This window comes from Kitasatospora sp. NPDC088783 (genome assembly GCF_044750705.1).
In the GTDB taxonomy this organism is placed as follows: Bacteria; Actinomycetota; Actinomycetes; order Streptomycetales; family Streptomycetaceae; genus Kitasatospora; species Kitasatospora fiedleri.
In genome coordinates, this window is the sequence record NZ_JBIVKJ010000004.1 from 595,328 (window position 1) to 617,627 (window position 22,300).

The 22,300-nt window shown below is 74.6% G+C and carries 21 protein-coding genes; 7 read left to right on the forward strand and 14 right to left on the reverse strand.

Annotated features, from left to right (window positions below; genetic code table 11):
* Positions 1–68: 68 nt before the first annotated feature.
* The 7 genes from ACIP60_RS15210 to ACIP60_RS15240 form a co-directional block, all read right to left on the reverse strand.
* On the reverse strand, positions 69–1,316 hold the full coding sequence (locus ACIP60_RS15210) for an MFS transporter (protein WP_400683875.1): 1,248 nt from the start codon (positions 1,314–1,316) through the stop codon (positions 69–71).
* Positions 1,313–1,891 (reverse strand): serine O-acetyltransferase, encoded by a 579-nt coding sequence (locus ACIP60_RS15215; protein ID WP_400683877.1) that lies wholly within the window; start codon positions 1,889–1,891, stop codon positions 1,313–1,315. Before ACIP60_RS15215 ends, ACIP60_RS15210 begins: the two co-directional genes overlap by 4 nt.
* Positions 1,888–5,349 (reverse strand): ATP-grasp domain-containing protein, encoded by a 3,462-nt coding sequence (locus ACIP60_RS15220; RefSeq protein WP_400683879.1) that lies wholly within the window; start codon positions 5,347–5,349, stop codon positions 1,888–1,890. The genes ACIP60_RS15215 and ACIP60_RS15220 overlap by 4 nt, the downstream gene beginning before the upstream one ends.
* Positions 5,350–5,446: 97 nt before the next feature.
* Positions 5,447–6,466, reverse strand: coding sequence for a pyridoxal-phosphate dependent enzyme (locus ACIP60_RS15225; RefSeq protein WP_400683881.1), 1,020 nt, complete (start codon positions 6,464–6,466; stop codon positions 5,447–5,449).
* The gene (locus ACIP60_RS15230) at positions 6,466–7,257 is read right to left on the reverse strand and encodes a hypothetical protein (RefSeq protein ID WP_400683883.1); all 792 of its coding nucleotides are present in this window, start codon (positions 7,255–7,257) and stop codon (positions 6,466–6,468) included. Before ACIP60_RS15230 ends, ACIP60_RS15225 begins: the two co-directional genes overlap by 1 nt.
* Positions 7,254–8,330 carry a guanitoxin biosynthesis L-enduracididine beta-hydroxylase GntD gene (gntD, locus tag ACIP60_RS15235; protein ID WP_400683886.1) on the reverse strand — a complete coding sequence of 359 codons (1,077 nt, stop codon included), beginning with the start codon at positions 8,328–8,330 and terminating at the stop codon, positions 7,254–7,256. Before gntD ends, ACIP60_RS15230 begins: the two co-directional genes overlap by 4 nt.
* Before the next feature lie 299 nt (positions 8,331–8,629).
* Positions 8,630–9,010, reverse strand: a complete 381-nt coding sequence (locus ACIP60_RS15240; protein ID WP_400683888.1) for an ACT domain-containing protein — start codon at positions 9,008–9,010, stop codon at positions 8,630–8,632.
* 180 nt (positions 9,011–9,190) lie between these two features.
* On the opposite strand from ACIP60_RS15240, the gene ACIP60_RS15245 reads away from it, so the two are divergent.
* Positions 9,191–10,018, forward strand: coding sequence for an inositol monophosphatase family protein (locus tag ACIP60_RS15245; RefSeq protein WP_400683890.1), 828 nt, complete (start codon positions 9,191–9,193; stop codon positions 10,016–10,018).
* 235 nt (positions 10,019–10,253) lie between these two features.
* Here ACIP60_RS15245 and ACIP60_RS15250 read toward each other — a convergent pair whose 3' ends face one another.
* Entirely contained in the window at positions 10,254–10,583 is a 330-nt protein-coding gene (locus tag ACIP60_RS15250; RefSeq protein ID WP_400684204.1) for a winged helix-turn-helix transcriptional regulator, read from the reverse strand.
* 245 nt (positions 10,584–10,828) lie between these two features.
* Between ACIP60_RS15250 and ACIP60_RS15255 the strand changes: the two genes are divergently transcribed.
* Positions 10,829–11,674: an NAD(P)H-binding protein gene (locus ACIP60_RS15255; RefSeq protein ID WP_400683893.1), complete on the forward strand. Its 846-nt coding sequence runs from the start codon at positions 10,829–10,831 to the stop codon at positions 11,672–11,674.
* Between the two features lie 33 nt (positions 11,675–11,707).
* On the opposite strand, the gene ACIP60_RS15260 is transcribed toward ACIP60_RS15255, so the two are convergent.
* The 3 genes from ACIP60_RS15260 to ACIP60_RS15270 all read right to left on the reverse strand — a co-directional run bounded on the left by ACIP60_RS15260 (position 11,708) and on the right by ACIP60_RS15270 (position 14,339).
* On the reverse strand, positions 11,708–12,520 hold the full coding sequence (locus tag ACIP60_RS15260; RefSeq protein ID WP_400683896.1) for an SDR family oxidoreductase: 813 nt from the start codon (positions 12,518–12,520) through the stop codon (positions 11,708–11,710).
* A 61-nt stretch (positions 12,521–12,581) separates the two neighbouring features.
* Positions 12,582–13,487, reverse strand: coding sequence for an RNA polymerase sigma factor SigJ (gene sigJ / locus ACIP60_RS15265; RefSeq protein WP_400683899.1), 906 nt, complete (start codon positions 13,485–13,487; stop codon positions 12,582–12,584).
* Between the two features lie 57 nt (positions 13,488–13,544).
* Complete coding sequence (locus tag ACIP60_RS15270) at positions 13,545–14,339, reverse strand: ArsR/SmtB family transcription factor (protein ID WP_400683902.1); 795 nt, start codon at positions 14,337–14,339, stop codon at positions 13,545–13,547.
* Positions 14,340–14,413: 74 nt separating this feature from the next.
* On the opposite strand from ACIP60_RS15270, the gene ACIP60_RS15275 reads away from it, so the two are divergent.
* The gene (locus ACIP60_RS15275) at positions 14,414–15,862 is read left to right on the forward strand and encodes an MFS transporter (RefSeq protein WP_400683905.1); all 1,449 of its coding nucleotides are present in this window, start codon (positions 14,414–14,416) and stop codon (positions 15,860–15,862) included.
* A 61-nt stretch (positions 15,863–15,923) separates the two neighbouring features.
* Here the strand turns inward: ACIP60_RS15275 and ACIP60_RS15280 are convergent, their stop codons facing one another.
* The 3 genes from ACIP60_RS15280 to ACIP60_RS15290 form a co-directional block, all read right to left on the reverse strand.
* Positions 15,924–16,523 carry a superoxide dismutase gene (locus ACIP60_RS15280; RefSeq protein WP_400683907.1) on the reverse strand — a complete coding sequence of 200 codons (600 nt, stop codon included), beginning with the start codon at positions 16,521–16,523 and terminating at the stop codon, positions 15,924–15,926.
* Between the two features lie 191 nt (positions 16,524–16,714).
* The gene (locus tag ACIP60_RS15285; protein WP_400683910.1) at positions 16,715–17,572 is read right to left on the reverse strand and encodes a siderophore-interacting protein; all 858 of its coding nucleotides are present in this window, start codon (positions 17,570–17,572) and stop codon (positions 16,715–16,717) included.
* 11 nt (positions 17,573–17,583) lie between these two features.
* Entirely contained in the window at positions 17,584–18,624 is a 1,041-nt protein-coding gene (locus tag ACIP60_RS15290) for an ABC transporter substrate-binding protein (RefSeq protein WP_400683912.1), read from the reverse strand.
* A gap of 178 nt (positions 18,625–18,802) precedes the next feature.
* Here ACIP60_RS15290 and ACIP60_RS15295 point away from each other — a divergent pair, with 178 nt between their 5' ends.
* The 4 genes from ACIP60_RS15295 to ACIP60_RS15310 all read left to right on the forward strand — a co-directional run bounded on the left by ACIP60_RS15295 (position 18,803) and on the right by ACIP60_RS15310 (position 22,234).
* Positions 18,803–19,837: a FecCD family ABC transporter permease gene (locus ACIP60_RS15295; RefSeq protein WP_400683914.1), complete on the forward strand. Its 1,035-nt coding sequence runs from the start codon at positions 18,803–18,805 to the stop codon at positions 19,835–19,837.
* 91 nt (positions 19,838–19,928) lie between these two features.
* Positions 19,929–20,954, forward strand: a complete 1,026-nt coding sequence (locus ACIP60_RS15300) for a FecCD family ABC transporter permease (RefSeq protein ID WP_400683916.1) — start codon at positions 19,929–19,931, stop codon at positions 20,952–20,954.
* An 88-nt stretch (positions 20,955–21,042) separates the two neighbouring features.
* Entirely contained in the window at positions 21,043–21,855 is an 813-nt protein-coding gene (locus ACIP60_RS15305; RefSeq protein WP_100837570.1) for an ABC transporter ATP-binding protein, read from the forward strand.
* Between the two features lie 151 nt (positions 21,856–22,006).
* Positions 22,007–22,234 (forward strand): hypothetical protein, encoded by a 228-nt coding sequence (locus ACIP60_RS15310; RefSeq protein ID WP_400683919.1) that lies wholly within the window; start codon positions 22,007–22,009, stop codon positions 22,232–22,234.
* The last annotated feature ends 66 nt before the right edge of the window (positions 22,235–22,300 follow it).

Sequence of the window (22,300 nt, forward strand, 5' to 3'; positions counted from 1 at the left end):
GTTTCTCCTTGTGAACGGTGGTGCGGACGACGGGTGGTGCGGACGACGGCGGTTGCGCGGACAGGGGGTCAGGGGGTGCGGGCGCGGGCGAGCCGACCGGAGAGCACCCCGAAACCGGCCCCCGCGATCGAGACGACGGCGCCCAGCGCCAGCCAGCCGACCGCCCCGGAGGCCAGCACCACGCCGGAGCCCAGCAGGGGGCCGACGATGTTCTGGGCGGCGGCGCCCGTGTTGAAGGCACCCATGTACTCGCCGTACCGGGCCTCCGGGCTGAGCCGGTGCGCGATCTCCCAGCTGGCCAGGAAGTGGAAGTTCTCGGCGACGGTCAGCAGGACGACGCCGAGGACGCACAGCCCGAGGCGGACCACCAGCGGGCCCGGCCCGGCCGGGGCGCACACCGCACAGGCCGCCGCCAGCGCGGTCACGGCGACCACCAGGCACCGCCCGGTCGCTCCGGTGAGGCGTGGACTTCGGGCGAAGAGGAACTGCAGCAGCACCGACAGCACCGTGTTGAGCGCCATCAGGCAGCCCGGCACCACCACTGGTAGACGGAGGACGGTGACCGCCCACAGCGGCATGACGACCAGCAGCAGGGTGTCGTGCAGCAGGATCAGGCTGTTGAGACCGCACAGCGTCAGGAAACCCGCGTCACGGAGCACCCCGTGCCCGGAACCGGTGGGTCCGGGGTCGGTCGCAGGCGGTCGAAGAGCCGCGCCACGGCGGAAGCCGGCGACCACCGCGGCCAGCACGAAGAAGCTGAACCCGTTGGCGAGCAGCACGGCGACGACCACCGTACGGGACCCGCCGGACAGGGCGAGCCCGGCCAGGACGGCGCCCGCGCCCATGGCGGCGTTGCGCACCCCGCGGATCTTGGCCAGCAGCGTGCGCCGGGCGTCCCCCTCGAACCGCGTCGCGATCAGCGACTGCTGGAGCGGGAAGGTCGTGGTCTCCAGGGCCAGGGTGAGCACCAGGAAGACCGAGAACACGCCGTACGAGGTGGAGAGCGCGTAGCCGACGGCGGCCGCACCGCGCAGCAGCAGCAGCGCGGTGTACACCCGCACCAGGCCGATCCGGTCGGCGAGCCGGCCCACCGGCACCGGGGTGAGCAGCCCGAACACCGATCCCACCGCCATGGTCGTGGTGACTTGGGCCGGCGTCAGGCCGATCATCGTGACGAAGTAGAGCGTTCCGGCGGCGGCGCTGAGACCGGAGCCGAACGAGTCCGCGGCACCGCCGGCGAGCAGCCAGCGGGCATCGCGCCGGAGCCGGTCCGGCCGGACCGGGGCCGGGGCGGCGGCCGGGGCGGTGGCGGTCATCGGCCGACTCCGTCCAGAACGACGGGTGCGCCGAAGGCCGCGTCGGCGTCCTGCCCGGGCCGGTCCTCCAGGACGAGCCGGTGCGCCGGGATGTGGACGTCGTCGCCGATTCGGACCGGCCCGAGCACTGAGGAGCCCACGCCGATCGAGGCCCGGTCGCCGATGCTCGGGTGCCGGCGCCCGCCCCGTTCCGCCGGGTCCCACCAACCGCGCGAGCCCAGGGTGACCTGGTGGTAGAGCGTGACGTCGTCACCGACCAGCGCCGTCTCCCCGATCACCACGCCGAAGCCGTGGTCGACGAAGAAGCGGCGGCCGATCCGCGCGCCGGGATGGATCTCCATCCCGGCCACCCGGCGCCCGAGCAGGGTCAGCAGGGCGGCCAGGAACCGGTGTCCGCGGAGGTGCAGGCAGTGGGCCAGCCTGTACAGCACCAGCCCCCGCCAGGGGGCGTGCAGCAGGGCCTCCGCCCGGGACCGCCTGGACGGGTCGCGGTCGATCACCGTCTGCAGGTCCTCCAGTACCACGCGGTGCAGCGGGACGGCGTGCGCCGCCCGACGGCCGCAGCGGCGCTTCACGGCTGCTCCACGGTGAAGGTGATCCCGGCCTCGGCGGTGGCCACCAGGGCCCGGACGTCCTCCTCGCGCGCACCGCCGAAGACGTGCAGGGACAAGCCGCTGCCGGCGAACCCGGCGGCGGCGGTGGGCTGGCCGACCGCGCGGTTCAGCCGACGCACCGCGGCCGCCGGGGCGACCGCGCCGTCGTCGTAGGCGGTCAGCACCCCGTCGGCGGCGTAGTGCACCGTCCAGCCGGCGAAGGCGTGGCCCGGCTCGGTGGTGAGCGTCCAGGGGTCGTCGCCGACGTCGATCAGCACCTTGGCGTGGTCGAGGTCGATGCCGCGGGTCAGTTCGAAGGCGGGCACCACTCCGGCACCGCCCGGGCGGGCCGCGACCTCGCAGAAGGTCAGCTCGGTGCCGTCCCAGAAGGCTTCCAGGTGGAGCACGGCGCTGCGCACCCGCCACCCCTCGATGACCTGGTGCAGCAAAGCGTCCGCCGCCGTGCGCAGTTGCGGGTCGCCGCTGGTGACCGAGGAGAGCGGCTCGCCCCGGGTGTGCGACAGGGTGTCGGAGACGTACAGCGACACGTCCCACAGGGTGCGGCCGGCGTGGACGAGCGCGTCGATGTGGCACATCCGGCCGGCGACGTACTCCTCGTACAGGTAGGCGTCCGGCTGGAAGCTCTCGCGCAGCCAGGTGTCGGCGGCGGCCGGGTCGCGCAGGATCGACACACCGCGGGAGCCCGCCTCCGAGCGGGGCTTGACGACCACGACCCCCTCGGCGGCCGCCGCGCGCAGCTGGTGCGGGTCGCTGAGGATCCCGCCGGCCGCGTGCCGGATGCCGGCCCGCGCGGCGCGCTCCTTCATCAGCGCCTTGTCCCGGAAGGAGCCGACCAGCTGCCGGCCGTCCCCGGGCAGGCCCAGGCGGTCCCGCAGCCCGGCGGCCGGAAGCAGCAGCCGCTCGGGGATCGCAGCGATCCGGTGGAACGGGTCCACCCGGTGGAAGGCCGCGACGAGCGCGTCGAGCCGGGCGGGCTCGAAGACGTCGGTGAGCACCAGGTCGTCGGTGATCGCGGTCCGCGCACCGGACGATCCGGCGACGACCGTCAGCTTGTACCCGGCCGGGTCGAGCAGCGGGCTGCCGTCAGCACGGAACGCCTCCTCGGGCGCGACGCGGTCAAGGAGCAGCACGTGGGTGCGCTCCCGTACCGGCACCGGCTTGGGGAGGCCGCGCTCGATCCGGGCGAGGTGCTGCCGGCAGTCGGCCGGGTCGGTGCCGACGACGGTGTACGTCAGGGCGACCGGTGCGCCGTCCGGGCCGGTGTCGACGCGGGCCTGAACCATCTCAGGGTGGCGCAGGGTGCGGTCCGCCCAGGTGCGGGCGTGGCCGAGCCGGCTGCCGGAGGGCGCGGTGTGGCGACGGGTGATCGCGTGCCGAGCGGGGCCGGCCGGCAGCGGACGGGCGGGGCGGCCGATCGCGGCCGTCACCGTGCTCTCCAGAACGCTGCGGCTCCGTACGGCATCGACCAGGTCATGGACCGCCGCGTCCAGGCCCCAGCGGATCGAGACGGCCGCAGGGTCGTCGGCGGGCGTCCAGACCTCGACGATGCCGTCGGTGACGCCCCGGTCGGCCAGGACCCGCTCGGCTGCGGCGGTCAGCACGGCCTGCTCGGCCTGCTCCAGGGTCGAAGGGAACTGCCAGGTCTCGGTTCCCTCCGGATCGACCTCGCGGTCCAGCACGCCCAGGCGCACGCACTGCCCGGCCCGGACCACGGCGAGCACGGCGTGCGAGCGGTCGGCGGGCAGCTCGCCGTACGGGGCCGAGGAGCCGGCCGTCTGGGGCAGCCGCAGGTCGTGCTGGAGGCGCCGGGCGAGCGGCAGCAGTCGGGCGGAGAAGGTGAGTACGCCGGTCAGCGCGTCCGTTCGGTGGATCCGCTCGACGGCGGCACGGACCGTGTCGGTGTCCTCGGCGCGCTGCCAGCTGCCGTTGAACCGGCGGTGCCAGAAATCGCGGCTCTGCCGCTCCTCGGCGGTGCCGCCCGAGGTGGCGGTGGCGGTGGTACCGGCGATCGCGGCGGCCCCGTCGCCGAGCCAGACAACGCTGACCCGCCCGGTGACGTTGCCGACGGACTCCAGCAGCTGCCCTGCGGGGACGGGAAATCCGTCCCGCTCGGCGGCGTCGAGCAGCAGGAGCAGGTGCGGGGCCCGGTCTTCCGGCCCGGCCTGGGCCTCCTCGACCGGCTGGGGCGGTTCAGCGGGCACGGTCGGCTCGACGACCACTCCGGCCAGGACCGCTGCGGCGGCGGCCTCCGCATCCGCGCAGGCGTCCTCCCCGGTCTCGCCGGTGGTCACCAGGTAGCCGATGCGGTCCCAGTTGCTGCGCAGCGGAAGGACGGCCGAGCCCGGCGCGACCGAGAGTTCGTAGCTCTCCAGCCCGGGCAGCGGTCCCTCGGGCGCGGTGATGCCGGTCACCGTCCCGGCCGTCTCGGTCCACAGGTGGCGCAGCGCGGCGGACCGGACCGGTTCGACCACCCGGTTGAGCCGCTCCCCGGTGGCGAGCGCCACCAGGTCGAAGAAGACCGGTCGGTCCAGTGCCAGGGACATCAGCCGGGTCACCACGTGCCCGGCCACCCGGCCGTTGATTTCGATCAGCTCGGGACCGGTCGGGGTGATCACCAGTTCCATGTGCACGGCGCTGTTGGTGATCCCGGCGGCCCGCACGGCGGCGAGGGCGAACTCGCGGGCCGCGCCCATGCCGGGGAACTCCGCGGGGAAGTGACGCCCCGTCTCCGCAGTGATGCCGGGGGGCTGGGCGCGCTGCTCGGTGAAGCCGAGCAGCAGCGGTTCGCCGTCCTGCACCATGATCTCGGCGCTGACGTAGCGGCCGAATGCGAACTCCTCGACCACCGCCTTGCGGCCGGCGGCACCGGGAGCGTCGAACATGGCGTGCAGGGCCCGGCCGGCCTCCTGCGGAGTACGGGCCACGGTGACGCCGACCGAGTAGCCGCCGAAGACCGGCTTGATCACGACCGGCAGGCCGATCTCCTCGACCGCGGCCAAGCCCTCCGCGCTGCCGGTCACCCCGCGCCAGCGCAGCGTGCCGAGACCGTGCTCGGCCAGCCGCCGGCGGACAGCGTCCTTGTCGGACAGCAGCCGGGCCGCCGCCGGGTTGTCATGCGGCAGCCCCCAGGTGGCCGCGAGACGGCTGGCCACCTCCAGGTAGTCCTCGACCCGGCAGATCACGCCGTCGACCGGATTGGGGCCCAGCCGGCCCTCCAGCCGCTCCGCCAGGTCCGAGGCCCGGGCCAGCCCGGGGACCTCGACGACGCGGGTGGCGTACTCGACGTCCTCGAAGCCGAGGTCACCGCGGAAGAAGTCCATGTCGTCGGCGACGAAGGACACCTCGATGCCGGCCCGGGACAGGGTCTTGACGATGTCGAAGCCGCGGACCGAGGTCGTCTCGATCAGGACGATGTGCATGTGCTGCCTCGCGGTAGGGGCGGATGGGCGGACGGTGGGCCTGGGGGCGCGCCGCGTCCGGGCGCGCGGTGGGAGCAGTGGGTGCGGGGACGGGGGTTCAGCCGTCGAGCTGCCGGGCCCGCTGCCAGTCCTCGGCGGATCCCGCGTCGGGCAGGACGGTCACCACGACGGCGTCCGGGGGGAGCCGGTCGGCGACCTCGCAGGCCGCCAGCCAGTTCGCCGCGGCCGAGCTGCCCACGGTGAGGCCGGTCAGCCGTCGCAGTTCGGCCATGCCGCGCAGCGCTTCCCGGTAACCGACCTGCCGGTGCGTCAACTCCGGCTCGCAGCAACGGGCAAACGGCTGGCGCAGGCCGTCTCCGAGTCCGGTGGCCCCCTGGTACTTGGGCATGCCGTTGGGCGGCTGCGCGCTGCCGTAGGGCAATTCGGCCGGGGTGACGCCCACCGTCAGCAGTCCGGGGTTGACCGTGGTGAGCGCCGAACGCACCCCCAGCAGGGTCCCGCCACTGCCGATCGACGCGACCCAGGCGGCGGGCACCCGGCCTGCCAGCTGCCCGATCAGCTCCTGCCCCGTGGTGGCCTCCTGGAAGGCCGGGTTGACTCGGTTGCGGTGCTGGTAGAGCAGCCGCCACTCGGGTTCCCGGGCGGCGATCTCCAGCGCGGTCTCGATGACACCGGTGAACCCGCGGGCCCCGTCGACGAGTCGGACGGACACACCGCGCCCGGCAAGCTCCTCGACGACCGCCGCCGGCGTCGCCGCGGGCAGCACGAAGCGCAGGGTGACCCCGACCAGGGAGCCGAGGTGCCCCAGCGCCCGGGCCAGGTTGCCACCGGAGTACTCCAGCAGCCGCAGGTCGGCCGCAGGCCGGTCGCCGTGTTCGTCCAGCACCGAGCACAGCAGCGCGTACGCGACCCGGTCCTTGATCGAGCCGAGCGGGTTCTCCCACTCGCACTTCCCGAGGACGGTGGCGCCGCCGACGGGCCCGGGCAGAGGCACGAGTGCGGTCCCGCCCAGGCGTCGGCGGAAGTCCGCCAGCGCCGGGTGGCGCCGGTGCACCGCGTCGAAGTCCGGCAGGGCCGCCGGGCCGGTGGCCAGCGGAGCGGCGAGTGGTTCGACCATCAGTAGCTCGCGGATTCGCGCATCGAGACGATCTGCGCGGCCCGCCACAACTCCGCGAAGTGGAGCCGCACGGCGAACTTGTCCAGCAGGTCGACCGGGCGGCCCGACTTTCCGGTGGCGGTCAGCGGACCGCCCTCCTCGCTCGGCGTCTCACGGAAGTTGGGGTGGCCGCCGACCCGGGACCACACCAGCCGCTGGTGGACCTGCTGCCAGTCCAGCAGCGCGTCGTCCAGTTCCATCAACTTGCGGGCGACTGAGGCCAATCCACTGATCTCGCCGTCGGCCGGGGCCGCTTCGGCGACCTCCCGGGACATCAGGTCAACCGGCCGCGCACCGTGGCGCGCCATGGCCGCCTCGAAGACCAGCCACAGGTGGCGGGCCACCCGGTGCAGGTTCTTGGCACCTGGCGAGTCCAGTCCGCTGTCGTTGCCCGGCAGCGTGGCCCGGATGCCGAGGAAGTCCGCCTGCGGGATGGTCTCGCGCAGGCAGTCGATCTGGTCGACCGTCATCCGCTGCAGGTGCACGGCGCGGTCCAGGAACTTGACGGCTCGGGTGTAACTGCCGTCCGACAGCGCTGCCGCGGCCCGCCTGATCTCGTGGTGCATCGTGTACCAGCACAGCTCAGGCATGATGTGGAGCGTCTGGAACAGCAGCAGGTCCGGGTGGGCGAGGTCGTCGAGCGGCTTGAGCGCGGGCAGGACCTTGGAGAACCCGACGACCTCGTCGTAGCCGGTGGGGCCGCCGATCGCGTAGGCGGGGCCCTCGATGAGGCTCTTCGCCGCAGTGGTCACACCAGTGCCCTTCCGTGCTCGCCGAAGCAGCGGCCGGCCGCGATCCGCAGGTCGGCGAGGACGTTGATCCTGCGCAGCCAGCGGTCCGTACCGTCGTAGCGGGCGGCGAAGGGGCGACGGCCGTGCACGGCGCGCTTGTTGTCGACGATCAGCAGCTCGCCGGGCACCAGTACGACGTCCCGCAACTGGACGTCGATCTGGTCGATGATCTCGTCCAGCGCTTCGGCGGCGTCGCCCTGCAGCTCGCGCGGCATGAAGGCCGGGTCGATGCGTACGTTCGGCGCGTCCGGGTCCCCCGACAGCACGGCCGTGTGCGGCGGGTTCTCGTTCATCTCCGCGATGGCGCGGAAGGCGGCGTCCTGCTTGCTGCCCGGGGTGACACCGGTGGTGGCCGAGTTGAAGGACGCGGTGTGCGACTCGTCGGGCAGGATGACGAAGTCCTCGGCGAACAGGCGCTCGCGGGTCGCCTCGTCCAGCTTGACGTCCTGCACCGGGGCGAAGGTGGTGGGGACCCGGTCATGGTTGCGCAGGCCCAGCAACATGATCCAGTCCGCCCGCAGCGGGTGGAAGGCGTCCTCGTTGTGCCACTCAAGGTTCACGGTGGAGCTGGACCCGAGCTGCTGGTCCTCGTGGCCGGCGATCGGGAACAGGTCGAGGACCATCCGACCCCCCTGCTGGCTGAGGTAGGAGACCGGGTCCCCCATCAGCGAGCCGACGAGCAGCAGGAGCGCGGCGGCACGACGGGCCTCCGCCGAGTCCGACTCGTCCTGGTAGCTGGTGGGGGTGGGACCGGCCACGGTCTCGTCGATGGGCAGGTTGGAGATGACCAGGCCGCCGTACGGACGCCCGGTCAGCCGGAACCGCAGCAGGGCGGCCTGCAGCCGCTCGGGGCACCGGGCCGCCCACAGCGCGACCTGGTCCAGTCGCTGGTCCAGCGGAACGTCCGACGCGCCCAGGAGCTCTTCGGCCAGTTCCTGCATTTCCTTGCGCTCCGCGTCGGAGAGCTCGAAGCAGGGAACCCCGCCGCTTTCGCTCAGTGGGAGTTCGCTCCGGAGAGCCACTTCGATTGTCATTCTTCAACCTCTTCTTTTTCTGCCCGAGCGCATCGACGGGGGAATATCGGCGCATGCCGAAAATGGCACCCCGCGTGCCGGACGCCTTCGCTTCCATCCTGCCCGCAGCGGCGGCGGTGCCGTATGCCGCCAGGGCGTCGCACATGGGTAGTGCACTTTTATGCAGGCGCCGACCGGGGCCCCGTTCCATGACAAATCAGACATTCGGCGGGCAGAGAGAAAGCCGGGGCGTCATCGACGCCCCGGCTCGGTGGTCCGGTCTGCCGGTCTGCCTGCCTGCCCGCCCGGCCGCTACCGGCCTACTCGTCGACGCGGTGGCCGGCCGAGCGGAGTACGGTCAGCGCGTCGGTCAGGCGCTCCGATGGCACCAGCACCAGATCCGCGTTGTACGTCGACTCCACGAACACCGGCACTCCCGCGGCCGCCAGCGGTGCGATGAGCAGGGACAGCACGCCCGGCAGGTCGAGCGCGTGGGCGGTGTCGCCGCTGTAGAGCGCCTTCCACCGTTCGACGGACGCGTCGTCCGCCTGCTCGTCCGCCTCGCGCACCAGGGTGAGTCCCTCAGGAGCCCGGACCAGTGAGATCCAGGATGACGCCAGGGCCGAGGCCTCGTCGGCCGGGCGCTCGATGCAAAATGATTCCGGAAGAATGCGCAGATGCTGCGCGGTCGCAGTAGTCACCCGCCGATAGTAAGACCGGATGCCCCGGGAAAGGCAATACCAATCGGGTTTCCCACCGGCAGGTCCGCCTGCTCCGGTCGCCGAGTTTCACGGCTCCGCCGCCGGGTGCCATAATCCGACGGGTCGCCGGGGTCATCGGGCCTCCGGAACCCCCTGTCCATTTCCGAGATCGGTGAATCCATGGACCATGCCCGCCAGCCCGTAGAACCGTCCGCCGAGCTGTACGCCGAACTGCTCGACGTGGCCCTGGCGGCTGCCGAGGGGGCCGGTGCCCTACTTGACCAGGGGCGCCCGGAGCATCTGACGGTCGCCGCCACCAAGACGAGCGCGGTCGACGTGGTCACCGAGATGGACATCGCCGCGGAGCAGCTCATCGTCCGGCTGCTGGCCGAACGCCGTCCGCACGACTCGATCCTGGGCGAGGAAGGCGCCGCCGCCGAGGGCACCAGCGGTGTGCGCTGGACCGTCGACCCCTTGGACGGCACCGTCAACTACCTCTACGGGCTGCCTTCCTGGTGCGTGAGCATCGCCGCGGACGTGGACGGCGTGCCGACGATCGGCGTCGTGGAGATCCCGGCCCGCGGCGAGCGGATGCACGCCGTCCGGGGTGCGGGCGCCTTCCTCGACGGGCGCCCGTTGCAGGTGCGACCGGCACCTCCGATGGACCGCGCCCTCATCGCGACCGGCTTCGGCTACCGCCCCGAACGCCGGGCCCGGCAGGCCGAAGTGCTCAACCACCTGCTTCCCCGGGTCCGCGACATCCGACGCGGCGGCTCCGCCGCGATCGACCTGTGCGACGTCGCCGCCGGCCGCCTGGACGGTTACTACGAGCGCGGCCTGCAGCCCTGGGACTACGCCGCCGGGGCCCTGATCGCCGCCGAGGCCGGCGCCCTGGTCGGCGGCCGCGCGGGCACCGCACCTGGTCCCGACCTCACGCTGGCCGCCCCCGCCGGCCTGTTCGAGCCACTCCAGGAAGCACTCGACCAACTGGGCGCCTGGCGCGACTGAGCGGCCCCCAGCGGATCCTCACCGCCGGCCGCACCGGTGGGGCAGCCGGCGACGAGGTCGGGGTGGTGCCGCTGGTGCGGCCATGCGCGACCGGAGGCCTCTGGACGAGGTCGGTGTGACGAACGCCCATGGTCTTGCCATGCGCAGGCCATGGGTTCGAACCTGGTGGGCGGCTCCACGGAGCCCGGATCGCAGTCCGCTGCGGTCCGGGCTTTTCCCGTTGCGGGCCGGGGCGTCAGGGGGTGGTCGTGTCGAAGGCGGTGCGGGCGCGTTCGACTTCGGGGAGGTGGTGGTGGGACCAGTCGGTGAGGGCGGCGAAGAGGGGGGCCAGGCTGCGGCCGAGTTCGCTGATCTCGTATTCGACTCGGGGTGGGACTTCCGGGTGGTAGGTGCGGGTGACCAGGCCGTCGCGTTCCAGTTGGCGTAGGCGTTGGGTGAGGACCTTCGCGGTGATGGGGCCGATGTTCCGGTTCAGTTGGACGAAGCGTTGGCGGCCGAAGTGGTGGAGTGTCCAGAGGATCGGCGTGGTCCAGCGGCTGAAGACGATGTCGAGCACCGGGGTGATCGGGCAGGGCTGGGCGCTGCCGTGGTCGGTGGCGGGTCGGTCCGTCGTGGGTTCGTTCCGGGTGGCCACCGTGTGCGCCCTCTCGTCGGTCGCTCTGCTGCGGGTACCCACTGTAGGGCGGGGGTGGGTGCGGGGGGTCGGTTTCCTCTAGGTACCTAGTATCTTTCCGGTGCTAGCTTCGGGTCGTGGCCGAAAAGGCCGCTCAGGCAAGGGACTTGGGCCCTGACGGACTGAGGAGCACGTTCATGATCGTTGTCACTGGGGCCACCGGGAACGTCGGCCGTCCGCTGGTCGGCCTGCTCGCCGCGGCGGGGGAGCGGGTCACCGCGGTCTCCCGGCGGGTGCCGGACGGCGGGTTCCCGGCCGGGGTCGTCCACCGGGCCGCCGACCTGGCCGACTTCGGGAGCCTGGCCCCCGCGTTGGAGGGGGCGGACGCACTGTTCCTGCTGCTGGCCGGCGAGCTCAACGGCCCCGGTGCGCCGGCCGCCGAGCTGTTGGAGCTGGTGCGGGCGGCGGGGGTGCGGCGGGTGGTGCTGCTCTCCTCACAGGTCACCGGGACCCGGCCGGCGGCGGTCTCGCACGCCCGGCTCCGCGAGTTCGAACTCGCGGTCCGGGAGAGCGGGTTGGCGTACACGATCCTGCGGGCCGGGGGGTTCGCCTCCAACGCGTACGCCTGGGCCGACGGCGTCCGCGCCCGGCGCACGGTGCACGCCCCGTTCGCGGACGTCGCGCTGCCGGTCGTCGACCCCGCGGACCTGGCGGCGGTCGCGGCGGCCGCCCTGCGGGAGGACGGGCACCAGGGGCGGGTGTACGTCCTCACCGGACCCGAGGCGGTCACGCCCCGGCAGCAGGTGGCGGAGCTCGGCGAAGTCCTCGGCGAGGAGGTCGCGTTCGTCGAGCTCACCCGGCAGCAGGCCCGCGCGCACCTGGCCCGCTTCATGCCCGAGGAGGTGCTCGACGGCACCCTCGACGTCCTCGGCTCGCCGCTCGCCGAGGAGCAGCGGGTCAGCCCGGACGTCGAGCGGGTGCTCGGCCGCCCCGCGCGGAGCTTCGCCGCCTGGGCCGCGGACGCCCGCCCCGCCTTCCGGTGACGGAGGAGGGGGGAGGGCTGGCCGGGGCGGGGGCTAGCGTTCGGCCAGGTACTCGGCCCAGGTGCGGGTGCCGCAGGCGTGCCCGGGGGAGGTGAGGGCGCCCTCGCGCAGCAGGCGGCCGGTCCGGCCGGGGAGGTGCAGGGGCAGGACGCGGCGGCGGCTGCCGCGGGCGCGGAGCCAGTCGGCGGCGAGGTCGGTGGCGGGGTGGATCTCGGGTCCGGCGAAGTCGGCGGCCGAGCCGACCGGGTCGCCGAGGGCGAGTTCGACGAGGCGGGCGGCGACCTCGGTGGGGTGGACGGGCTGGACGGGGGTGCGGGAGAGCATCGGGAGGGCGGGGAGCTTGGCGAGCGGGCGGAGCATGCCGTCCAGGAGCTGCGGGAACTGGGTGGCGCGCAGGTTGGTCCAGCCGAGGCCGGACCCGGCGAGGAGCTGCTCGCCCTGGAGCTTGATCCGGTAGTAGGCCATCGGAACCCGGTCGACGCCGACGATCGAGATGTTGACGACGTGCCGGACGCCGGCCCGCCGGGCGGCCGCCAGCAGGTGGCGGAAGGCGGGCAGGTCGTTCTTCGGGTGCCGCGGGTCGCTGGCGCAGTGGATCACCGCGTCGACGCCGGCGAACGCCTCGTCCAGGCCGGTGCCGGCGGTCAGGTCGCCGGTGCACCAGTCGGTGTCGGCGTCGGCGGGCAGGGCGGTGCGCCGGGTGAGGGCGCGGACGGGACGGCCGGTGGCGAGGGCGTGGCGCAGCACCTCGCGGCCGAGGACGCCGGTCGCGCCGGTCACCAGCAGCGGCCGGTCGGGGGCGGAGGGGAGGGCGGAGGGGGTGGCGAGGTCGGTGCGGTCGTTCATGGTCCGGGTTCCTTCCGGGGCGGGGGCAGCAGTGGGGCTCTCCCCGGTAGGAACCGGGCGGTCAGCCGTTCTGTGACAGTGCGCGGTGCCGCCGCGCGTAGTGGGCGAGCTTGTCCGGGTTGCGCAGGATCCGGATGCCGGTCACGCCGTCGGGCCCGGCGTCCAGCACGCCGACGGAGGTGAGGTCCCCGCCCTCCCATCCGAGCAGGACGGGGCTGCCGTTGGCCTCGGCGAGTTCGAACCGGACGCCGTCGGTGAACCGTTCGAACAGGCCGGCCAGGAAGCGGGCCGCGTTGGTGCGGCCGTGCACCGGCCGGAGCGCGGCGCGGACCTTGCCGCCGCCGTCCGACCAGACCACGACCTGGGCGGCGAGGAGCTGTTCGAGCTGGTCCAGGGCGCCGTCCGAGGCGGCGCGCAGGAAGCGGCCGAGCAGGGCGGCGTTCTGTTCGGCGTCGACGGGGCCGGGGTCCGGGGCCTCGTCGGCGAGGTGCTTGCGGCCGCGGTGGTAGAGCTGGCGGGCGGCGGCCTCGGTGCAGTCCAGGACGCCGGCGATCTCCCGGTGGCTGTAGGCGAAGGCGTCGCGCAGCACGACGGCGGCGCGTTCGGGCGGGGAGAGCCGCTCCATCATGGTGAGCACCGCGAAGGAGACGGCTTCGCGCTGCTCGGCCCGCTCCATCGGCCCGAGCGTCCCGCTCGCCACCGGCTCCGGCAGCCAGGTGCCCGGGTACTCCTCGCGCCGGGCCCGGGCCGAAGTGAGCCGGTTCAGGCAGAGGTTGGCGACCACCTTGTTGAGCCACGGCCCGGGCGCCGCGACCTGCCCGGGTTCGGCGCCGTGCCAGCGCAGGTACGCGTCCTGCACGGTGTCCTCGGCCTCGGCGGCCGACCCGAGCATCCGGTAGGCCAGCGAGAACAGCCGCTGCCGGTGGCGCTCGAACTCCCGTACCGCGTCGTCGGGTTCCGCGTTCATGGGGCCACGTTAGGGGATGGCGGGCGGCGGAGGGGACGGGGGAAGGGCGGGGAGGGCTCAGGCGGGGATCCGGAGGCCGATCCAGTCGGCGAGGCCGGTGGTGCCGGACGGGGTGAGGTGGACGACGCGGGGGCTGGCGCCGTGGCGGAGCCAGCCCAGGGTGAGCAGGCGGGCGGTGAGGGCGGCTCCGGCGGCGCCGGCCAGGTGGTGCTGCTGTTCGCTCCAGTCGACGCAGTAGCGGACCAGCGGGCGGCGGGGCGGCAGGGCGTCCAGGTCGATGCCGAGCCGGTGCAGGGCGGTCCGGCCGGACGCGGTGAGCCGGTAGTGGTGGTCGTGGCCGTAGCCGGAGGCGCGGTCGTGGACGGCGGTGGCCGGGTGGTGGGTGCCGTCGTGGCCGGTGAGCAGGCGCTGTTCGAGCAGGGCGCCCATCAGGGCGACGCCGAGCCGGCCGGCCAGGTGGTCGTAGCAGGTGCGGGCGCGGCGCAGCGCGTTGGTGGTGCCGCTGTCGCGCAGCGAGGTGATCGGCAGCGGGGGCGCGATCAGGGCGAGTGCTTCCAGGGCGTGACCGACCTCGGGTCCGGCCAGCCGGTAGAAGCGGTTGCGGCCGTGGCTGCGGACGGTGACCAGTCCGGCGTCGACGAGCCTGGCCAGGTGGGCGCTGGCGGTGGGCGCGCCGATGCCCGCCTCGGCGGCGAGGACGGCGCCGGACAGGTCGCGCCCGTCACTGAGCGCCTTGAGCATCCGGGCCCGGGACGGGTCGGCGAACAGGGCGGCGGCCCGGGCGACGTCGGGCTGGCCGGTGGAGGGCAACGAGGGCGCAGGGGGCGCAGGGGGCGAAGAGGGAGCGGGCACGCTTCCAGCCTAGGACGGCCCGGGGCGGGCACGGTTCGTCAGGCGGCGAAGTGTTCCGCGCGGAGACTGCCGTCATGACTTTCGTACGGATGACGCGGACGCCCGTCCGGCCGCCGGTGGCGCGGCTCGCCCTGCCACCGCTGGTCGCGCTGAGCCTGGGCCACTTCCTGGTGATGCTCGACGTCACGGTGGTCAACGTGGCGGTGCCGGACGTCCGGGCCTCGCTGGGGGTGGGGGCGGCGGGGCTCCAGTGGGTGGTGGACGGGTACAGCACGGTGTTCGCCGGGCTGCTGCTGCTCGGCGGTGGGTTGGGCGACCGGTTCGGGCACCGGCGGCTGTACCTGGCGGGGCTGGGGCTGTTCGCGGCGGCTTCGGCGCTCTGCGCGGCGGCCGGGTCGGGGGCGGTGCTGGTCGGGGCCAGGTTCGCGCAGGGGGCGGGGGCGGCGCTGCTGGTGCCGGCCTCGTTCGCGCTGCTGCGCGCGGCGTACCCGGACGGTGCGCTGCGGGCCCGGGCGGTCGGGGTGTGGGGGCTGGTCTCGGCGGTGGCGTTCGGCGCGGGGCCGGCGGTGGGCGGGCTGCTGGTGGCCGGGCTGGGCTGGCGGTGGGTGTTCTGGGTGAACCTGCCCGTCGCGGCGCTGGCCGCGCTGCTGACGTACCGGTACGTCGGTCCGGCGGCGGCGGCGACGACGGAGGGACGGTCGGCGGGGCGGTCGGCGCGGCGCGGCGATCCGGCGGGCCAACTGCTGGGCGTGCTGGGCCTGGTGGCGCTGGTCGGGGGCGTGAACGAGGCCGCTGCGCGGGGCTGGGGCTCGCCGTGGGTGGCGGCGGCGTTCGTGGTGGGGGTGGCGGCGCTGGCCGGGTTCGCCCGGGTGGAGCTGCGCCTGGAGCGGCGGTCGCGGCGGGACCCGGACGGCCGGGTGCCGCTGCTGCCGCCCGCGCTGCTGCGCGACGGCCGGCTCGCGGCGGTCGACGCGGTCGGCCTGCTGCTCAGCCTCGGGTACTACGGGATGCTGTACGTCCTGACGCTGCACTTCCAGCAGGAGCGCCACTACGGCTCGTGGGCGACGGGGCTGGCGCTGCTGCCGTCGGTGGGCATGGGGCTGCTCGCGGCGCCGCTGTCCAGCCGGCTGGCGGCCCGGCGCGGGCCGTACCCGACGATGGCCGGGGCGCTGCTGCTGGGGTCGGCGGGGTTCCTGGGCTGGCTGGCGGTCGGGCCGCACACCCCGTACCCGGTGCTGCTGTTCGCCTTGGCGGCGACCGGTCTGGCGACGCCGCTGACCGTGGTGGCGGCGACCGTCGCGGTGCTGGAGGCGGCTCCGGCGGGGGTGGCGGGGACGGCCTCGGCGGTGTTCAACGTCGCCCGCCAGGCGGGTAGTTCGCTCGGCGTGGCGCTGTTCGGGACCCTGACGGGCACGCTGGGACCGGTGCGCGGACTGCACGCCGCGGCGCTGGTCGCGGCGGCGGCCTTCCTGGGCGCGGCCGCGCTGGCCGGGCGGGCCCCGCGGCGGCCGGGCCGGGCCTGAGGGTGGCCGGGCCTGAGGGTGGCCGGGCGGCGGGGGGAGCCGTCCGCCCGGCCGTCGGGGGTCAGCCCTGGGTGGCGGCGTAGCGGGCGCTGACGTCCTGCCAGTTGACGACGTCCCAGAGGCGGGTGACGTAGTCGGGGCGGACGTTCTTGTACTGGAGGTAGTAGGCGTGCTCCCAGGCGTCGAAGGCGAGCAGCGGGGTGGTGCCCTGGCCGACGTTGCCGTGGTGGTCGTAGACCTGCTCGACGATCAGGCGCCGGCCGAGCGGCTCCCAGGAGAGGATGCCCCAGCCGGAGCCCTGGACGCCGACGGTGGCGGTGGTGAGCTGCTTCCGGAACGCCTCGAAGGAGCCGAAGTGCTCGGTGATGGCGTCGGCCAGCGGACCCTCGGGGCGGTCGCCGCCCTCGGGGGAGAGGTTCTGCCAGAACAGCGAGTGCAGGACGTGGCCGGAGAGGTTGAAGGCCAGCGTCTTCTGGAGGCCGACCAGGCCGCCGAGCTGGTCCTTGTCGCGGGCCTCGGCGAGCTGTTCCAGCGTCGAGTTGGCGCCGTTGACGTACGCCTGGTGGTGCTTGGAGTGGTGCAGTTCCAGGATCTCGGCGGACATCGCGCGCTCGAGGGCGGAGTAGTCGTACGGGAGGTCAGGCAGCGTGTAGGCACCCATGGCTGAGCAGCCCTTCTCGGTCGACGGAGGGTCAGTTGCGAGTGCCACCTTATTGCAACTTGATTGCAAGAACACTGAGGGGGCATTAAGCCGCCGTGGCGGAACGCCGAAGGCCCGCCCGGGGGTGCCGGGCGGGCCTTCGGGGAGCAGCGGGTCGGGGCGGGCCGGACCGGCCCGCGGTGAGGAGCGGGTCAGGACGGCTCGGCGTACGCCTCCTCGCGCAGCCGGTCCTCGGAGGCGCCGCGCCGCCAGTAGCCGGAGAAGGTCACCGCGCGCTTGTCGACGCCGCGTTCGCGCACCAGGTGGCGGCGCAGCTCCTTGACGGTGCCGGACTCGCCGGCGATCCAGGCGTACGGGGCGCCGTCGGGCAGGTCGGCCGCGCGCAGGGCGTCGAGCAGCCCGGAGGGCGCGCCGGGCGGGCGCACCAGCCAGCTGATCTCCACGCCGTCCGGGGCGGGCAGGTCCTGGACGTCGGCGGCGTCCGGGACCTCGATCCAGACCAGGGCGCGGGTGCCGGCCGGCAGCCGGTCCAGGATGCCGCCGGCCGCGGGCAGCGCCGTCTCGTCGGCCAGCAGCAGCACGAAGCCGGTGCCCGCGGGCGGCCGGAAGGCCACCGAGCGGTTGTCGGCGACGGCCGGCCCGAGCAGCACCACCCGCGCGCCCGGCCCCGCCGTCGCGGCCCAGCCGGCGGCCGGCCCGGAGGGCGTCCCGCCCGCGCCGCCCCCGGTGCCGTGCAGGGCGAAGTCGACGTCCACCTCGGGCGGTTCGGTCCGCTGCGCGCGGACGGTGTACGAGCGCATCACGGCCCGCTCGTCCGCCGGGAGCGCCCGCCACGCCTGGAACCAGCCCTCGCCCTCCCGGTACGGGAGGAGGGGTTCGTCCTGGCCGGGCCGCGGCAGGAAGAGCGAGAAGGACTGGTCGCGTCCGCCGCTCGCGAAGCCGCGCAGCGCCCCGCCGCCGAAGGTGACCCGCAGCATGGTCGGGCCGAGCCGCCGGGTGCGCACCACGTGCGCCGGGAAGAAGTCGTACTCCTGGGCCTGGCCGGTCATCCGATGGTCCTTCAGCTCAGCTTGCGGGACTTCTGGACCGCGGCGGTCAGACGCTCGATCAGCGGGGCGAACCCGGCGTACGAGAACCGCGGCACCGCGTCCCACGGGGTGATCTGCCCGGCCTTGACGGCGGGCAGCTGGCCCCAGGAGGGCTTGGCGGTCAGGTCCTTGGGCTGGAGGGCGGTGGAGCGCTGGTCGAGCAGCAGCAGGTCGGCCGGGTACTTGCCGGCGTTCTCCCAGCTCAGGCCCTCGTAGTAGTCACCGCCGTCGGTCTTCTCCGGCTGGATGAACTCCACGCCCAGCTCGGCGAAGTAGATCAGGTCGCAGGAGACCTTCGGGTTGGAGACGTAGAACAGGTCGGCGCTGCCGGAGCAGGCCATCACCTTGACGCCGCCGGCCGCCTTGACCGCCTGCCGCAGCTCCTCGGACGCCTTCTCGAACCGGGCCTTGGCGTCCACGACCTGCTGCGCCCCGAGGTCCGCGCCCAGCGACTCGGCGAGCTTGGCGTAGTGCTCGATCGGCTGGGTGATGGTCACCCGGCCGGTGGAGATCAGCGCCTGCGGGGCGAGCGCCAGGATCTTGTCCTTGGACTCGTCCGGCACGTACCAGTACGCGCCCGGGTCGTACATGTGGGTCACCAGCAGCTCGGGGCGCAGCGCCGCGTACTTCTCGATCGAGAACTCGCCCCAGGCGTTGCCGATGATCTCGACCTTGTCCACGTCCAGGCTGCCGGCCTGCGGGTCGGCCTTGCCGTCGGCGGTCCTGGTCTCGCCGAAGACGCCGACCAGCTGCTTGTCCAGGCCGAAGTCGGCGAGCGCGGCGGCGGCGCCGGTGAAGGCCACCACCCGGCTCGGGACGGTCTTCGCGGTGACGGCCTGCGGGCGGTCGTCGGTGAAGGTCCACGGGCCGCCGGCCGCCGTCGAGCCGGACCCGGCCCCGCCGGACGCCTTCCCGTCGCCGGAGGAGCCGCAGGCGGCGAGCACCGCGCCCAGGGCGGTGGCTCCACCCGCGGCGAGCAGGCCGCGGCGGGTCAGGCGGGGGGAAGACGACATGGCGGTACCTCGGTTCGGGCGGTTCGGAGCAGGGCGGAGCGGCACGTCGGTGGGGGCGCCGAGGTGCGGGCACCCGGCGGCAGCCGCCGGACGTACGCAGGTTAACCTAACCTAAGTACCGGTACGGAGGGTCCCCCGGGGGTCCCGCCGGCCCGTCCCCGACCGATCCGGAGCACCCTTGAGCACCACCGGCTCCCTCCCGATACCCGGCGCCGCCACCCCCGCCCGCCGCGGCTCGCCCCGCGCGCTCGGCCTGGCCGCCGGGCTGCTCGTGCTGCTGGCCGTCCTGGTGCTCAGCCTCGGCCTCGGCGCCCGGCAGCTGAGCCCCGCCGGGGTCTGGCACGGCCTGCTCGACCCGAACGCCCCCGAGTACACCGTCGTCCACCGGATGCGCCTGCCCCGCACCCTGCTCGGGCTGCTCACCGGCACCGCGCTCGGCCTGGCCGGCGGCGTCATGCAGGCCCTCACCCGCAACCCGCTCGCCGACCCCGGCCTGCTCGGCATCAACGCCGGCGCCGCCGCCGCCGTCGCCACCGCCGCCGCCGTGCTCGGCGTCACCTCCTTCACCGGGTACGTCTGGTGGGCGCTGGCCGGGGCCGCCCTGGTCTCCGTCCTGGTGTACGCGGTCGGCGGCGGACGCGGGGCCACCCCCGCCCGGCTCGCGCTGGCCGGAGCCGCGCTCAACGCCACCCTGTACTCGTACGTCAGCGCCGTGATGCTGCTGGACACCGCCTCGCTCGACAAGATGCGCTTCTGGACGGTCGGCTCGCTGGCCAGCGCCCAGACCTCCACCGTGCTCGGCATCCTGCCGTTCGTCGCCCTCGGCGCGCTGCTCGCGCTCGGCCTGGCCCGCCCGCTCAACGCGCTCGCGCTCGGCGACGACGCGGCCCGGGCCCTCGGGGCCAGGCCGGCCGCGATCCGGGCCGCCGCGATCGTCGCCGTCACCCTGCTGTGCGGGGCGGCCACCGCCGCGTGCGGCCCGATCGTCTTCGTCGGCCTGATGGTCCCCCACCTGGTCCGCGCCCTCACCGGCCCCGACCTGCGCTGGCTGCTCCCCTACTGCGCCGTCCTGGCCCCCGTCCTGCTGCTCGGCGCGGACGTCCTCGGCCGCGTCCTGGGCCGCCCCGGCGAGCTCCAGGTCGGCATCGTCACGGCGGTCCTCGGCGGACCGTTCTTCCTGTACTTCGCACGACGGGGGAAGGCCCGCGCATGACACCCACTCGGATTCGGATTCGGACCCGGCGGCCGGCGGTCGGCGGCACCCGGGCGGCGGCTGTGCGTGCGCGGGGCGGGGAGGCCGGGGCGTGAGGACGTTGCGGGTCGGCGGGTGGTCGGTGCGGTACCGGCCGCGGGCGTTGGCGGTCTGCGCGGGGGCCGTGCTGGTGGCGCTGGTGGTGGGGGTGCTGGCGCTCGGGCGCGGGGACTACCCGATCGCGCCCGGCGAGGTGGTGCGGACGCTGTTCGGCGGCGGGAGCGTCGCCGAGGACTTCATCGTCAACCGGCTGCGGCTGCCCCGGGTGGCCACCGCGCTGCTGGTCGGCGCGGCGCTGGCGCTGGCCGGGGCGCTGTTCCAGACGCTGGTGCGCAACCCGCTGGGCAGCCCGGACATCCTCGGGTTCACCCAGGGCGCGGCCACCGGCGCGCTGCTGGTCGTGGTGGCGGGCGGCTCCAGTGCTGCGCTGGCCGGCGGCGCGGTGGCGGGCGGCCTGGTCACCGGCGTGCTGATCTACGCGCTGGCCTGGCGCGGCGGCGTGCAGGGCGCCCGGCTGGTGCTGGTCGGCATCGGGACGGCGGCGATCCTCACCGGCGTCAACGGCTACCTGCTGACCCGCACCCAGCTGATGGACGCTGCCCGCGCGGTGCTCTGGCTGACCGGCAGCCTGGACGGACGGGGCTGGGAGCAGGCCCGGCCGCTGGCGGTCGCGCTGGCCGTGCTCGTCCCGCTGGTGCTGCTGGTCTGCGGCCCCGCGCTGCGCGCCCTGGAGCTCGGCGACGACGCCGCGAGCGGGCTGGGCGTGCGCCCCGAGCGGCTGCGGATCGCGCTGCTGGGCGCCGCCGTGCTGCTCGCCTCGCTGGCCGCCGCGGCGGCCGGGCCGGTCAACTTCCTGGCCCTGACCGCCCCTCAGCTGGCCCGCCGGATCACCCGCTCGCCGGGCCCCAACCTGGCCGCCTCGATGTGCACCGGCGCCGCGCTGCTGGTCACCGCCGACTTCGCCGCGCAGCACCTGTTCGGCGACCGCCAGCTGCCGGTCGGCGTGGTCACCGGCGTGCTCGGCGGCGGCTACCTGGTCTGGCTGCTCGCCACCCAGCGCCGGGCCGGACGCCTGTGACCGACCGCCCGTCCCCGCCGGTCCCGGCCGCCCGAGTACCGTCCACCCCGTCGTCCCCGTCGTCCCGTCGTCCCGAACGGAGCCCTTGATGGCCCAGCCCGAGCCGCGCCTGGCCGGCCGCGACCTGACCCTCGCCTACGACAAGCGCACCATCGCCGAGGGCCTGACCGTCGACATCCCCGACCACTCCTTCACCGTGGTGGTCGGCCCGAACGCCTGCGGCAAGTCCACCCTGCTGCGCGCGCTGTCCCGCACGCTCAAGCCGGTCGCCGGGCAGGTGCTGCTGGACGGGCGGTCGATCGCCACGCTGCCCGCCAAGCAGGTCGCCCGGACCCTGGGCCTGCTGCCGCAGTCGTCCATCGCCCCGGACGGCATCACCGTCGCCGAGCTGGTCTCCCGCGGCCGCTACCCGCACCAGGGCGTGCTGCGCCAGTGGTCGACCGAGGACGAGCGGGTGGTGGCCGAGGCGATGGCCGACACCGGCGTCGCCGAACTCGCCGACCGGCCGGTGGACGAGCTCTCCGGCGGCCAGCGCCAGCGGGTCTGGATCGCGATGGCGCTGGCCCAGCAGACCCCGCTGCTGCTGCTCGACGAGCCCACCACCTACCTGGACATCGCGCACCAGATGGAGGTCCTCGACCTGTGCGCCCGCCTGCACCAGGAGCAGGGCCGCACCCTGGTCGCCGTCCTGCACGACCTCAACCAGGCCGCCCGCTACGCCACCCACCTGGTCGCCCTGCGCGACGGCCGGCTGGTGGCGGCCGGCCCGCCGCAGGAGGTGGTCACCGCCGAGCTGGTCGAGGAGGTCTTCCGGCTGCCCTGCCGGGTCATCCCCGACCCGGAGACCGGCACCCCGCTGGTCGTCCCGTCCGCCAAGCGCCGGGCCCCCGCCCAGTCCTGAGGCCGCTCCGCGCCGGGTCCTGAGCCCGCCCGTACGGGTTCCCGCACGGGCCCCCGGCCGGTCGGCGGCCCGGCGGCGGCCCCGGCGGCGGATTCGGGACCCGCCGCCGGAAAGGCTCGGGTTCCCCGGGGTTCGGCCGGATACTGGCGGTATGCGTGTCAATGCGGAGAACCCGGAGTATCCCGAGGACGAGCAGGACGAGCAGTCCCCGACCGTGCTGGAGGCCGCCGACCAGGAACGGGCGGCGGCCGAGCCGGAGGTGGACGACCTGGAGGTGTTGCGGCAGCGGCGCGAGCGGGGCGCGGAACCCGCGGACGAGGGCGACGCGGTGGAGCAGGTCCGCGAGGTCGCGCTGGAGGACGAGGACTACCGGGAGTAGCGGCCCGCCGCTGCCTTCGGCCCGCCGCTGCCTTCGGCCCGCCGTTCTCCTCGCCCCCGGTGCCGC